General features: G+C 34.7%; 14 protein-coding genes. 3 read left to right on the forward strand and 11 right to left on the reverse strand.

Annotation, left to right across the window (positions count from 1 at the left end):
• Positions 1–216: 216 nt before the first annotated feature.
• Positions 217–408, forward strand: coding sequence for a hypothetical protein (locus ACWG0P_RS12500; protein WP_455801992.1), 192 nt, complete (start codon positions 217–219; stop codon positions 406–408).
• 117 nt (positions 409–525) lie between these two features.
• Positions 526–1,614 (forward strand): glycerol dehydrogenase, encoded by a 1,089-nt coding sequence (locus tag ACWG0P_RS12505; RefSeq protein ID WP_455801993.1) that lies wholly within the window; start codon positions 526–528, stop codon positions 1,612–1,614.
• 83 nt (positions 1,615–1,697) lie between these two features.
• Here ACWG0P_RS12505 and dusB read toward each other — a convergent pair whose 3' ends face one another.
• From dusB to ACWG0P_RS12560, 11 genes are all read right to left on the reverse strand, one after another.
• A complete protein-coding gene (gene dusB, locus ACWG0P_RS12510) occupies positions 1,698–2,711 on the reverse strand; it encodes a tRNA dihydrouridine synthase DusB (RefSeq protein ID WP_455801994.1) in 1,014 nt (337 codons plus the stop codon).
• On the reverse strand, positions 2,698–3,591 hold the full coding sequence (gene hslO, locus ACWG0P_RS12515; protein WP_455801995.1) for an Hsp33 family molecular chaperone HslO: 894 nt from the start codon (positions 3,589–3,591) through the stop codon (positions 2,698–2,700). The genes dusB and hslO overlap by 14 nt, the downstream gene beginning before the upstream one ends.
• Positions 3,592–3,629: 38 nt before the next feature.
• Positions 3,630–4,973: an MATE family efflux transporter gene (locus ACWG0P_RS12520; protein WP_455789989.1), complete on the reverse strand. Its 1,344-nt coding sequence runs from the start codon at positions 4,971–4,973 to the stop codon at positions 3,630–3,632.
• Positions 4,974–5,048: 75 nt separating this feature from the next.
• Positions 5,049–6,143 carry an ArsR/SmtB family transcription factor gene (locus ACWG0P_RS12525; protein ID WP_455801996.1) on the reverse strand — a complete coding sequence of 365 codons (1,095 nt, stop codon included), beginning with the start codon at positions 6,141–6,143 and terminating at the stop codon, positions 5,049–5,051.
• Between the two features lie 45 nt (positions 6,144–6,188).
• Entirely contained in the window at positions 6,189–7,457 is a 1,269-nt protein-coding gene (locus tag ACWG0P_RS12530) for an MFS transporter (RefSeq protein ID WP_455801997.1), read from the reverse strand.
• Positions 7,458–7,601: 144 nt separating this feature from the next.
• Positions 7,602–8,072: a hypothetical protein gene (locus ACWG0P_RS12535; protein ID WP_455801998.1), complete on the reverse strand. Its 471-nt coding sequence runs from the start codon at positions 8,070–8,072 to the stop codon at positions 7,602–7,604.
• Between the two features lie 58 nt (positions 8,073–8,130).
• Positions 8,131–9,456, reverse strand: a complete 1,326-nt coding sequence (locus tag ACWG0P_RS12540; RefSeq protein ID WP_455801999.1) for a 6-phospho-alpha-glucosidase — start codon at positions 9,454–9,456, stop codon at positions 8,131–8,133.
• A gap of 12 nt (positions 9,457–9,468) precedes the next feature.
• Entirely contained in the window at positions 9,469–11,070 is a 1,602-nt protein-coding gene (locus ACWG0P_RS12545) for an alpha-glucoside-specific PTS transporter subunit IIBC (RefSeq protein WP_455802000.1), read from the reverse strand.
• Positions 11,071–11,291: 221 nt separating this feature from the next.
• A complete protein-coding gene (locus tag ACWG0P_RS12550; protein ID WP_455802001.1) occupies positions 11,292–12,062 on the reverse strand; it encodes a MurR/RpiR family transcriptional regulator in 771 nt (256 codons plus the stop codon).
• Between the two features lie 107 nt (positions 12,063–12,169).
• The gene (locus tag ACWG0P_RS12555; protein ID WP_455802002.1) at positions 12,170–12,652 is read right to left on the reverse strand and encodes a PTS sugar transporter subunit IIA; all 483 of its coding nucleotides are present in this window, start codon (positions 12,650–12,652) and stop codon (positions 12,170–12,172) included.
• Positions 12,653–12,670: 18 nt separating this feature from the next.
• Positions 12,671–14,026, reverse strand: a complete 1,356-nt coding sequence (locus tag ACWG0P_RS12560; protein WP_455802003.1) for a family 4 glycosyl hydrolase — start codon at positions 14,024–14,026, stop codon at positions 12,671–12,673.
• A gap of 203 nt (positions 14,027–14,229) precedes the next feature.
• On the opposite strand from ACWG0P_RS12560, the gene ACWG0P_RS12565 reads away from it, so the two are divergent.
• The gene (locus ACWG0P_RS12565; RefSeq protein ID WP_455802004.1) at positions 14,230–15,012 is read left to right on the forward strand and encodes a MurR/RpiR family transcriptional regulator; all 783 of its coding nucleotides are present in this window, start codon (positions 14,230–14,232) and stop codon (positions 15,010–15,012) included.
• Positions 15,013–15,014: the final 2 nt, after the last annotated feature.

The raw sequence follows: 15,014 nt of genomic DNA on the forward strand, positions 1-15,014 counted from the left end.
AACAAAAGCTCATCTCAAGATATTGTGAACAAAAATATAAATTATCTTACGGGTGATAGATAAAAAGAAAGTGAAAGAAAAATAGATAGTGGGCATTCTATTAAATATAAAAACAAGTGTTATAGAACTCTACTCGAAAACAACACTCCCGTTTATTTTAAAAAAGGTAGCACTGCTTTAGTGATTGAATCCTATAATGGAAACTTGTACGCAAATGTGTTAGATCAATTATTCATATTAGAAGAAATACCTGAACATCAGAAATATTCATTAAATTTTGAAGTAGTTAAAGAAGTAAAAAAAGAAAAGAAGCAATATATTCCACCGATGAGTCATCCATGGAAACATGCTTCGTTTCAAAATTATTTACTAACGATGAAGCATCGTAATGACTGTACTAATGTTTAACTATTTTTGAGACATTTTCAAAAACGGTTGACAATAAAACTTAAGTTATGAAAAGATTCACCTTGGATAAAGTTTCTAAAATGTTATAATGGAGACAACAGAAAAAGGAGGTCATTTATGGCTACTATTATTGGAAGTCCTACACGTTATGTGCAGGGAAGAAAAGAGTTATATCATTTATGTCAACATACAGAGAATATTGGAAAACATTTGTTTGTTCTAACAAGTGCAACTGGCAGAAAGCGTGTTGAGGAAGCAATCAGCGAAAGTGCAAATCACAGTGACTCTACAGTTACTTATGAAGTGTTTCATGGAGAATGTAGTATGCATGAAATTGAACGCTTAATGGCTTTATGCAAAGATACGAGTTGCGATACCATCGTAGGAATTGGTGGAGGTAAGATTCATGATACCGCAAAAGCAATTGCGCATTTCTTACATAAGCCTGTTGTGATTGTACCTACCATTGCATCCACGGATGCTCCATGTAGTGCACTCTCTGTTATCTATACGGATGAGGGTGTGTTTGAGAAATATTTATTCTTACCATCTAGTCCTAATATTGTTTTAGTAGATACGGATATTGTTAGTAAAGCACCTGCTAGATTGCTGGTTTCTGGTATGGGAGATGCACTTGCAACTTACTTTGAGGCAAGAGCTTGTAAACAATCTAACGCCAAGAATTGTGTTGGTGGAAATACTACATTAGCAGCGATGGCACTCGCTGAACTATGTTATGAAACATTATTAGAAAATGGAGTCACTGCAATGTTAGCGGTAAATGAAAAAGTATGCACCAAAGCCGTAGAGAATATCATTGAGGCGAATACATACTTATCTGGTATTGGATTTGAAAGTGGTGGTCTTGCGGGAGCTCATGCTATTCATAATGGCTTGACTGCGATTGAGGCAACACATGCATTGTATCACGGAGAAAAAGTTGCCTTTGGAACGTTAGTACAACTTGTATTGGAAAATGCTCCGACTGAAGAAATCGAAGAAGTATTGTTCTTCTGTAAAGATGTTGGATTACCAACAACCCTTACCGATTTAGGAATTAAAGAAATTCGAAGTGAAGAGATTATGGAAGTTGCGAAACTTGCTTGTTCTCCAGATGATACTTTACACAATATGCCTTTTGAAGTTAATCCTGAAGATGTATATGCAGCAATCATGGCTGCTGATGCACTAGGAAGAAATTTCTAAAAAAATAAATCAGTGAAGGTTTAAAACCCTCACTGATTTTTATTTACATATTTTCTTAAACTAAAATATTTCAAATTAATAATTTAGATGGTATCTTTTCTGCTCTCTACATATGTATGATACTCTGCTTCATATCGATCTAAAATTTGTTCTAATTGTTCATATGTATCCATTTTTGTTAGTTCATCTTTTAATCGATGGCTTTTTGGCAATCCTTTTACATACCATGCCGCATGTCCTCGCATTTCTCGAATCCCTACGATTTCTCCTTTTAGGTCACATAAACGTTTTGCGTGTAATCGTGCCATTGTGAATTTTTCTTGTAAAGTAACTGGCTCCATATGCTTTCCAGTTTCTAAATAAGTCGCAATATCCTTAATCAACCAAGGATCACCAAGCACTCCTCTACCAACCATGACAGCATCACACCCAGTTTCTTCAAGCATTCGTTTTGCATCTTCTCCACTACGTATATCGCCATTTCCCATAACTGGAATTTTAACCGCATCTTTTACGAGTTTGATATAGGACCAATCCGCATGTCCTTCATACATTTGTTTTCGAGTTCTTCCATGAACTGCGATACCCGCAACGCCTACAGCCTCTAAGCCTTTCGCAAGCTCTACACAATTGATTTGATCCATATCCCAACCAATCCTCATCTTTACAGTAACTGGCTTAGAAACGCTCTCTACAACGGCCTTTGTCATCGCAATGGCATGCTCAATATCTTTCATCAATGCACTCCCTGCATTTGACTTTATAATTTTTGTGACTGGACACCCCATATTGATATCAATAATATCACAGTCTGTTTTCTGATCTAATAGTTTTGCCGCAAATACCATCGTTTCGATATCATGTCCAAAAATCTGCATCGTGAGAGGATGTTCACTCTCTTCTACATTGGTCATACCTATTGTTTTCTCATTATCATAATAGAGTGCCTTATCACTTACCATTTCTGTGTAAATTAATCCTGCCCCAAATTCTTTACATATTACACGAAAAGCAGGATTGGATATTCCTGCCATCGGCGCAATAACAACCTGGTTAGGTATTTCTATAGGCCCTATCTTCCAACTATTCTTTGGCATACTTTTCAAGAAACCTTTCTAAGTCACGTAATTCTTCTTCACTAAATTGGTAACGTTCATTACAGAAATTACATGTAATTTCACAACCATGATCTTCTTCTATCATAGCCGTGCGTTCTTCTTTTGATAAGGTTGTAATCACGCGTTTCATTTTTGCTTTATCACAATCACACTTGAAACAAACATCTTGTGTACTCAAAATCTTCAAATCTTCTTGGAAAAGATCTTTTAAGATATCTTCTAATGATTCGTATTCTTGAATATACGTAGAGATATGTTTCATATGTTGTACGACTTGTTCGACTTTCGCAATATCTTCTTCATCAGCATCTGGCATCATTTGAATAATCAAACCACCTGCGGCGATAATACTACCGTCTGTATTTACCAATACACCTACCGAAACAGCAGAAGGTGTTTGTTCACTTGCGGTAAAGTAATAGGCAAAATCATCTCCAATTTCACCTGATTGAATCGCAACTGTTCCACCCCAGTTTTCTTTCATATGTAAGTCTTTGATGACTTCTAAGGTTCCTTGATTACCTACAGCCATTCCAACTGCTAGTTTTCCAGTGTCGTTATATTGTAGTAGAATGTGGGGATCACTCACAAATCCACGTACATGTCCATCACTATAAGCATCCACTAAAACCGTACCAATAGGTCCACCACCATTGATTTTAATTGTTAATTGTTCTTTATCACTTTTCAACATGCTTCCCATCATAGAGCCAACACTCAACACTCTTCCTAGTGCTGCGGCAGAAGTAGGATACAAATCAAATCGTTGTCTTGCTTCTTCCACAAGTGCTGTAGTACTACATATATATACTCTTACCCGTTCTTCACAGGTCAATGCTTTTACTAAATAATCTTTCATTTTACCAACTCCTTGTACACTAAATAGTATACCATATTTTATTTACTCGCTACTTCCCATCGTTCACGTTCTTTTATATCTTTATAAAAGAAAATGAAGAGAACAGGTGCCATGAGTGACCATGCGATAGGTTCTGCCAAACATACTCCCGTATATCCAGTATAAGGAATCAACGCAAAGGTCGCCACTACTTTAACAACCATTTCTATAATACTTGATATGATCGGAATTCTACCATTTCCCATTCCCTGTAAGGAATTACGATAGATAAATAAGATTGCTAACACAAAATAGAACCCTGCAGAAACACGACAATAATACGTTGCCAATGAAACCACCTTTGTTTCTGTAGAAGAAACCAATAGCCCTATAATTTTATCAACTCCAAAAAAGGAAATCAGTATTACAAATAAAACCCAAATAAAACTGATCCAAACACTATGTTTTAATCCTTCTCGAATTCTATGATACTTTTTAGCTCCTAGGTTTTGAGATACAAAGGTCGTATCCGCAATCGCAATACTTATAAGTGGTTGCATAAACATTTCTGCGACTTTTCGTGCTGCCGTATGTGCCGCTATTGTAATCTCACCTAATCCATTCACCGCACTTTGTAAAACAACAGAACCAACGGATACAATAGAATTCATAAGACCCATGGAAATCCCCATGGATAACTGTTTATTTAAAATATCTTTTTCTACGTAATATTCTCCTCTATGTAGAATAAACATTGGATATTTCTTTTTCATATAAAAGAAACAAAGGACAACAGATAATACTTGTGAAATTACTGTTGCATACCCTGCACCTGCAATACCCCAATGGAAATATGCAATAAAGATATAATCCAAAAGCACATTTGTTAAAGACGCTACAATTAAAAAGTACAAAGGAGTTTTACTGTCTCCTATAGAACGCAACATACTTGCCATTGCATTATATGCCATAGTCACAAATAAACCAACGATGATAATCGTTAAATAAGTATCTGTCATATCGATAATGGAAGCAGGTGTCTGTAGCAGCTGCAAAACTGGACGTTTCACAAGTAGGGCAACAAATACGATAATACATACAATGATGGTACATAAACGTATGCATCCAGCCACTGCCATCTTCATTCCCTTTTCATCTTTTGCCCCATAATATTGTGCAATCATAATGGATACACCCATAGATACTCCACTTACCAATCCAATCACTAGTCCCGATAAAGAAGCACCCGCTCCCATAGCCGCAAGAGCTTTAACTCCTAATATTTGCCCTACCATCATAGTATCTGCCATATTATAAAACTGTTGAAATATATTCCCTAATAGTACTGGAATGGCAAATGCCAATATGAGTTTTGTTGTATTTCCCTCTGTCATGTTTTTCATTTTATCACCTACAGTTTCCTATTGTAACATATTCACTACGTATTTGACATAAAAAAAGCTGCCATTTATAAGCAGCTAATCATCGTATAAATCACTACGCATTTGATCTAATAGATATCCAATTTGTTCCTTATTACTACGATAGTATACACGATTGGAATCTTTTTCATATGCAATTAAGGAGGCATTGCTAAGAGCACTTACATGATGTGAAATGGTTGCCGTTGTCAGTTTCAATTTCTCCGCAAGTTGGGAACCATATAAACCCTCATTTTTAATGAGCTTCAAGATTTCATACTTGCTTGGATCACTTAACAGTTTGATTCGTGCACATGCATCTTCCATAGAAACTTCTTCGTTTCCAATAAAGCTATGATCTGTAAACATTAACCCAATCAAAATATGGAGTTTATCTTTTTCATTGAGAGCCATTAAACGAAGTCCATTACATCCCATCCAGGATGGTTTCACCCATAAAGCTACATCCTCTTCTAATTCAAATTTTACATGAATTTGTAAAGCTTCCATAAATCTTCCGCTTTCACAAACTTCACTCCAATAGGAATGAAATACCTCGAATGCATTCTCATGGTTTTTATATACACGTTTCATAATAGGTATCACTTTTTCTAGAATCCCCATTACAATATCCAAATGTTGATCAAAGTTAAGATATATTTGGTACACTTTCCATTTGATTTCATCTTTTAAGTCAGATTCATCTAATAAACGAAGAACTTCTTCATCGCTATATTGTGCATCCAATTCATTGCTTACTATAACGCAATCAATAAAACAAGAAGGATTTTTATGAAAACTCTCTTTGATGCGATTATGATATAAAGACACATTTTCTTCATCCATACTCCAAGCTTCAAAGCTCATGCAATCCGCAATTGTCGCATCTAAACTATCTTCATCCTCTACATAGGATTTGAAATAAAATTCGTGTTCATGTATCTCTTCTTTTAAAGAATTCTCCATTTCATCCAAAATTTCATTATATACAACACCCATTTCATTGATGATGTGTTCTATTTCTTTGGTGTAACTTGTTTTCTTTTTTAGGTGTTCTTTCATTTCTGTAAAATTATCATCCTCGCAGTATCTGCGCAAGAATAAATTCGCTTCTCGAATGAAGTCTACGTTTTTTTTATATATTGCCTTCATATTACCACCATTACTCTTTCCTACGTTAAGGATATTATAACACACCTATTCTTCTTTGCTTGGGTTTTCATCAAGCATAAAGAAAATTTCTCGCTTTCGTAATATTAGATATAGGAAGATGGATAGAATACCAAATCCAAGGAATATGGTCACAAAAGAAGTCATCTGTAACAACACACTAATTAGTAAGGAACCTATAGGTATGGTTAAGGTCACAAATGCATTAAACACTGCCCCGACTCTTGCCATATAATTGGGATCCACACGTTGCATCAGAAAGACTGCCACGAACGTAGAAACTGCCGCACTCAACAATCCTAAAATAGTAAACATACCTACAATCAACGCATCGCTTATAAACTTTTGAGGAATTACGTTTGGAATATATACGATTAGGATATAGAAGAATCCAACAAACACAATAGTTGCTAGTAGTAGTCTACGTTTTGTAATGTGATTTGTTAGAACTGGGTACAAGAAACTACCGATGATAGATCCAACAGTCATTCCTACAGACAACATAGATAACATTTCACTTCCACTTTTCATAATGGAATCAATAAATACAGGTAGTAAGGAGTTGATCGGAATCACAACTGCATTCAAGAGCGCACCAATCAAACATAATACTAGAACAGCTTGTCTACATTTCATATAATGTACACCTTCTTTTAAGGTTGTGGTATAGGATTTCAACGATAACTTTTCTTTTGTAATGGTTTCGTTATAGCGAATAAATCCAATTACAATTGCACTTCCTATAAAAGTAATCGCATCGATGAATATGGCTGTTGAGATACCAAAGATACCAATTATGAAGCCTGCACACCCTGTCCCTATCAATTCCATCGCTCTTGAAAATGTAGAATTCAATGCCGTTCCTACTTCATAATGTTCTTCATCCAACAACTTAGGGACAATTGAAATTCCAGCAGGAATACGAAATGTTTCAAAAGTAGAGTCTAATAAGGTCACCGCAAGAATCATCCAGGGTGTTAGATTTCCTGCAAGATAGCTAATCGCAATGATAGAAACGGATACTCCTCGTGCTATATCACAAATAATCATAATATTTCTCTTGCGCATATTTTCCACAAGGGCACCCGTAAAAGGTTGTAGTAGGATTGTTGGCAACATGTTCATACCAAAAATAACCGTACTCCATGTAGCACTCTGTGTTACTTCATATACTAACCAAGTAAACGCAATCGCATCAATGGAGTCCCCAAAGCGATTGATACTATTGGCAAGGATGATTTTCAAATATTGTTTTTGTGTTTTTAATGTTATATATTTATCTAATAGTTGTTTCATATACGTCTACCTCCATATTCAATATACAGTATAGTTAGATATATGTCAAATACTTATTAGATATAATTTGAATAAACATACAAAAAAAGAACGCTCTTATATCATAAGAATTGCGTCCTTTCTTCATTCCTTTTTTTACTAACCTTAACCAAGCATACCTAAACGGATTCTAACAAATAGTATAATTGCATACAATAATACGATTGGAATCAAACTAATAACAAAGCTTTTGTTTGTTTTTGTTAGACGAATATTCTTAAAAGATAAAAACTGGCTTCCATAAGTTTGATAGATTCCATAAATAAGTAGGAAACTACATACAATATTTAAAGATGATACTTGGCAAATCAGGATAATCCATAAAGGAAGGATTTGCTCATTTTTAGCATCTATTAAATTCTTGCGAATAGATTTCAAAAGGAGATAGCAGAATGGATAAGATAACACCAATAAAATCTGAACTGTCAAAACAGGGTTTTTAAATACAGATTCAAAATTAGATGGATATATTCCAAATACGACTACTAAGATAATTGTCGCAATTACTAAGAACGCATACTGTGTAAGTTTTAACCCGTCAAAATTGAAAATCATTTTTAGTTTGTTTGTGAACATATTCTTATTTGCATGATGATCCTTATGGTTTCTTCATGCTTCTCCTTTCGTTACATTGTTATTTAAGTTCTGGCCAGTAGGCTTTATTTGCTTCAATCAAATCATCCAGCAATGCTTTGGCTACATCACAGCTTGGTACTGTTTTTGATAATGTTAATGCTTGCCACATTTTCTGGTAAGATTGTTCTTCCCATGCATCTACACATAATTTTTCAACAGCAACTTGTTGTTCCATCAATCCTTTTTGAAATCTTGGAATTACACCAATTGATAATGGTTCTGGTCCATCGCTTCCCACAAGACAAGGTACTTCTACCATTGCGGTAGGATCAAAGTTTTCAATAGCTCCATTATTAGGAACAATCAATAGCATTCTTTCTTTGGTATTATACTTGATAGCGCAAGCTAAATCTACAATAAAGGATGCGTGTGTATCAATCTCAAATCCACAGTTTTCTGCTGTTTGTTTTTCAACGATATCTTTCGCAGCTTTAAATACTCTTTTTTCTCTTCCATCCATAACTTCATTTGCTCTTGTGTATTCTGGATTCGAATGTTGTACTACATAATCTTGGCATAAGTAATACTTTAAATAAGTACTTGGTAAAGAATCTTCATCTAAAGCATAGAAATCTTTTACTTTTGTATAAGTATCTTGCCAAGATGGATCTTTATGTTGGAAATCACCTGAATTAGAAGAGTAGCCTTGTGTCTTTGCATGCGCTTTTAATGTAGGCATTAAATCATTGCCTTTTTTATCTTTAATACTTGTCCACCAACCAAAGTGATTTAATCCATAATAGCGTACATCCATATCTTTTCTACTATCTAAACCAAGGATTGATGCATATGCTCTTTCAATTCCCACTGGCATATCACAAATGTTTAAAATTTTAGAGTTTGGACGAAGACGATTGGTTGCTTCCGCTACAATCGCAGCTGGATTAGAATAATTTAACATCCATGCATTTGGACTATATGTTTCCATATAATCAATCAATTGAATGACTGGTCCAATAGAACGAAGCCCATATGCTAATCCACCAGGTCCACATGTTTCTTGCCCTACACACCCATGTTTCAATGGTATCTTTTCATCTTTTTCACGCATTTCGTATAAACCTACACGAATATGTGCCATACAGAAATCGATATCTGTAAATGCTTCTTTAGGATCTGTTGTCCAAGAGAATGCTACATCTGGATAACGCTCTTTCATTAAAACATCCAAAGCTTCCGCTAATTTACTTTGACGATTTGCATTATCATCATATAATTTAATTTGACGAATTGGAAAGCGATCACGACTTTCCATCAACATCAATACAATCCCTGGAGTATAGGTACTACCGCCTCCAGCTATACAAATGGATGATTCTTTCATATATAATTCCTCCTAATCATTTAATAGTTTTTCAAATTCTTCTCGTACAGATGGAACACCCAATCCAACAATTACTTGAATTGCATTGCCTTTTACTACAAGTCCATGTGCTCCAAACTTTTTAAAAGTTTCTAAAGGTTGTATTAGACTTGCATCTTTCACATTTACACGAAGTCTCGTTGCACAGTTTGTAACATCTAGGATATTTTCTTTTCCACCTAATGCCACAAGATAACCTGTTGCTTTTTGTGTATTTCCACCAGCAACTTCAATGCTATCTTTTGGATCATTAGACGTATCATCTAATGCTTTTGAAGCTTTATATTCTGCTTTACTTACCAATTTTACTTCGCTATCATCTTCTTCTCTTCCTGGTGTTGGTAAGTTCATTTTCACAATCATGAAACTGAAGACAAAGAACCAAATTACAACGAATACGATCGCAATTGCAAATGCTAGTAAATACTGAGATCCATGACTTGACCATAATGGTATAAAGTTCAACGCAGAGTTTTGAATTAACCCGCTTGTAAAGTCCCCTGATAAACCAATTAAATATAGAACAGTACATAGTGATGCAGATAATAATGCATGTACAAAGAATAGTACCGGAGCTACGAATAAGAATGTAAATTCAATTGGTTCAGTGATACCACATAAGATTGCGGTTAAACAAACAGGAACCATTAAACTAATAACTGCTTTCTTTTTCGCAGGTTTTGCTGTTGCATAGAACGCTGCACCAATACCAATGGATGCGAACATTTTAGGCCAACCATATAAGGAGAACCCACCACCTGGGAATAAAGAGATTAAGGAATCACTTGATTTCGCAAGTTCTGTTAAACTTTCTGCCCAAGCAACTTTGATACCACCAGCTACGACTGCTGAATCATAAACAAATGGAGTATAAATGAAATGATGTAAACCAGTAGGAATTAAGATACGTTCTAAGAAACTATATACCCATATACCCACAGCTCCACTGCTTTGGAAGAATGTCTGTAAACTCATCATTGCTTCCTGTACTCTTGGCCATACAACTAAGAATAATCCAGCTAATATAATCATTGCAAAGTAACCTAATACACATACGAAGGAGCTTCCTTTGAAAGATCCTAACCAATCCGGAAGTGGTGTATCAAAGTAACGATTATGAATCCAAACAGTTACACCAGAAATCACAAGTGCACCAATCATTCCTGTATCTAATGTTTTGATACTTGCGACCATAGCTAATCCTGTACCATTGCCTGCTTCAAGTGCATAATCGATACCAAATACAGAACCCCAGTTAGTAAGCATTGCTGCCATCGCATAGTTAAATGTTATGTAAAGAACCAATGCCTCTAAACAAGCACGTCCTTGTTGCTTCTTAGCTAATCCAATAGGAAGTCCTACAACAAACAGCATTGGTACTTGTCGAAATACTGTCCAAGCTGCTTCTCTTAATACATACCAGCATTGATACCACATGGTATCTGGAGAAGCAATACTACCCATAATTAATTCATTTTGGAAAATTGTACCTAATCCCACCATAATCCCCGAGAAAGCGAAGAGTAGTACCGGCGTAAACATGGCACCACCAAATCTTTGGATTTTTTGCATCATACTATATTCATCTCCTCTTATTTTTTATACGCATCAACGGCCGTTTCTTGATGACTTCTTCATTATAAGCATTCCCTTTAGCGCTTACAATCGTTTACCAATACATAGATTTTATTTACATGTAATGTTATTCATCACATTATGAGAAACTTTTTCCAGCCTTTGATAACACTGATAAATACTGCATTTTGTATATAATAAAAAACCTTCATAAGAAGATTTTATACATTGTCTACGAATTGTTCTTGAAGGTATAAACAATACTCATAATACAAAAGTTCTATTGAAAAAATTAACATACTAATTGGATACATATGTAAAGATTTCGCATTTTCTTTTGTCATAAAAGGTGAAAAGTTCAAAAATGCATCCGCATACTTTCCTAAAGTAGAATCCTTAAAAGGACAGAAGACAATTAGCTTTACTCCTTTTTCTTTCAGTTGTTTACTATATTCTATGACTTGTTCATTTTCACCACTAATGGAAAAGAGCACCATAACATCATTCTTTTCGATATTTTCAAGATATGTACGCATCTCTCCATTCCCCTGTAACAAATTAAACACAACATTCGTTTTAAACATTTCCTCTTTTAAAATCTGCATACTACTCTTTACTAAAAATCCTGTTCCATATACAAAACAGCGATTTGCTTGAAACAGCATTTGGCAAATGGAACGTAAATCCATCGTCTTTAATAGATGAATCGTATGTACATGTTGTTCACATGTGTTATCAATTTCTTCCTTACTCCATTGTTTTTGATTGCGGAACTCTTCTTTTAAAAGAAATTTTAAATCACTATATCCATCCAAGGAAATCTTCTTTGTGAATCTTAAGATGGTCATTCTAGATACCATGCATAATTTTGCTAATTCTTCGATCGACATCTTGGTACATTCAAGTTTGTGATTTACAATATAATTCCATATTTCGATATCTGTATCATTCAAATTATCATAATAGGTGATTACCAAATCATCTAATTTCATAGTATGTCCTCCTGTTTTTCCCATTATATCATCCAAAATCTATAAATACAGTATAGAAAAAGTGCTAAATCCATAGTTTAAAACTATAAAAAAAGAGCATCTCTGCTCTAGTTTTCATGAATAGTGATAATACCACTTTCGTGATAAGAAACATTTTGGTGAAGCTTTGTTACCTCTATGGTATTTCCGGAGGTTACCACAAACATACTTGTTGTCTGTTTTCCTCTTTTTTTAATCAAATCTAAATCCATTGTACAAAGGAGTTGTCCTTGTTTGACAATATCTCCCTCTTGAATGTGTAGCTGAAATCCTTCTCCATCCAATTCTACTGTATCGATACCTTGATGCAATAGGATTTCTACCCCATTCTCCATGGAAATACCAATCGCATGTCCTGTAGGAAAACATACACAAATAGTTCCATTTACAGGTGCATAAACCTTTCCATCAGTTGGTTCTACCGCAAATCCATCCCCCATAACTTTATTGGCAAACATTTCATCATCCACTTCCTCAAGTGGAAGTAAATATCCTTGATATGGACTTTGAATCTCTTCTTTATCTTTTTTTCTTCCGAATGAAAATTTCATAATTTTTCCTCAATTCTTTTATTGGTCTTTAAAGACTGCACCCCAATAGTCTTTATTTGCATCAATTAAATCAGACAAAATTGCTTTTGCTGTATCGGTATCAATAACCGTACGATTTAATACAAGTGCCTCTAACAATAATTGCTTATCTTGTTCGAAGAAACCATCCACAGTAAGCTTTTCATAGGCATACTGTCCTTCAATCATACCCTTATAGAATGTTTTAATTGGTTCCATTGCTAATGGTTGTGCACCATGAGCGCCTACACGACATGCCACCTCTACCATCATTTCACTATCTAAGTTTGAAATTGTTCCATTGTTTTTTACGATGATTAAGAAGATATCGTTTTTATTATTCGCAATACAAGAAGCCAATTCTACAATATATCGTGCATGTACACCACGTCCTGGCTTAATTTCATAAGGTGTGCCCTTTAATTTACCTAGTTTGATAACTTCTTTCATCATGGCATACGTTCTCTTTGATTTTCCATCCATTACTTCATTTGCACGTGTATAATTAGGATCACTTGTTTCTACTACATGTTTTGGATATAAGTAATATTTCAAATATGTATTCGGTAAATATTCTGGGAAGTCACGCACCATATTGCTCATAAAGTTATATGTTTCTACCCAAGATTTATCCCATAGATGTTCATCTTTTCCACCTTTTTCAAAAACATGACCATGAAGTAGTTTTTCTTTGATTTCATCCATACGATCCACTCCTGTTTTCGCATCGTATACATGTGTAAACCAACCAAAATGATTCAACCCAAAGTAACGTGGTTCAAAATCATGACGTTCACATCCTAATAGTTTTCCGTATTGATCCATGATTGAGATTGGCATATCACAAATGTTCATAATTCGAAAATCATTTGGGAAGATACGTTTTGTGGCTTCCGCTACAATTGCAGCAGGATTGGAATAATTTAAAATCCATGCCTCTGGTGATGATTTACGTATTCTTTTTATCAAATCAACAATTTCAGGTACACTACGAAGTCCATAAGCCATACCACCAGCACCACATGTCTCTTGACCTACACATCCATGAGACAATGGAATTTTTTCATCCTTTTCACGCATTTCGATCATACCAGCGCGAATCTGTACCAAAGCGAAGTCTACATTTTGAAAAGCGACTTTATCATCCGTAGTATAAACAAATTCCTCTAGTTCAGGATAATATTCCTTCATCATGATCTCCCCATAAGCACCTACAGTATCTTGATGATCTTGTTTAATATCATACAGACAGATTCTTTTCAATGGGAACATATCTTTGTTATCCGCAAGCATAGCTAATAAGTCCGCATTACGATAACCTCCTCCACCAACAATTACAACGTTATATCTTTTCATACAATTTCCTCCTCATTAACGTATCCAAACTATAGCACAAATATTTTTTAATATGTGTGATGCCCAGCATTCAGAATGAATTTCCATACCTTGTGATTTGTCACAAAAGGTGGTACAATTTACACAAAATTTGGTAAGTAATTTGATACATAACGTACCAACTTCATAAAACAGTCTTATTGATAGAAATGAGGAGTGTGCCTATGGAATTCTATGAAATCATAAATAAGAACTATTCCGCTTTAAGTAATAATGATTTAATCATTTTAGAATACATCAATACACATAAAGAAAAATGCTCTGTTTGTAGTATTGATGAATTATCGAAAGCAACGAATTTTTCTAAAGCCAGTATCGTTCGCTTTTCTCAACGTTTAGGATTTCGCGGATTTGCAGAATTAAAAGTTCACATTAAAATGAGTTTAGACAAAAAGCCAGTAGTAGAAAGTCAATCTCAGAATTTGGATGTATTATGCAACCGTCATATTGCGGCTGTTCAGAAATTAAGAGATGAAGATTTTACGGATATGTTTGAATTGATGTATAAGGCAAGACGCGTGTATCTTTTTGGTTCAGGACAAGTACAATATAGTGCATGTAAAGAACTCGCTAGGATATTCTGTACCGAAGGAATCTATCTTTGTGTTTTAGATTCAACGCCAAATTATGAAGCTTTAAGTCAAAACCTGTCATTGGACGATATCGTGATTGTTGTATCCACTAGTGGTGAATCAAAGGAAATTATTCAATTCGCTAAATTTTTAAAGCTAAAAGGAATTGCGTTTATATCGATTACAAAGCTTCAACAAAATTCCCTAGCTTCCTTAAGCAATGTAAATATATTCTTCCAACCTTCTCAACAAATGCTCTATCACAACAAAAGCAAAATGATTGAATCCACTAGTATCTTGTTCTTCTTATTTGAAATCTTATCTCTAAAATACCAACAATTTATTGAGGACAAAAAACAAAACCTTGAAGGGTAATC

Source organism: Amedibacillus sp. YH-ame6, from assembly GCF_053848845.1.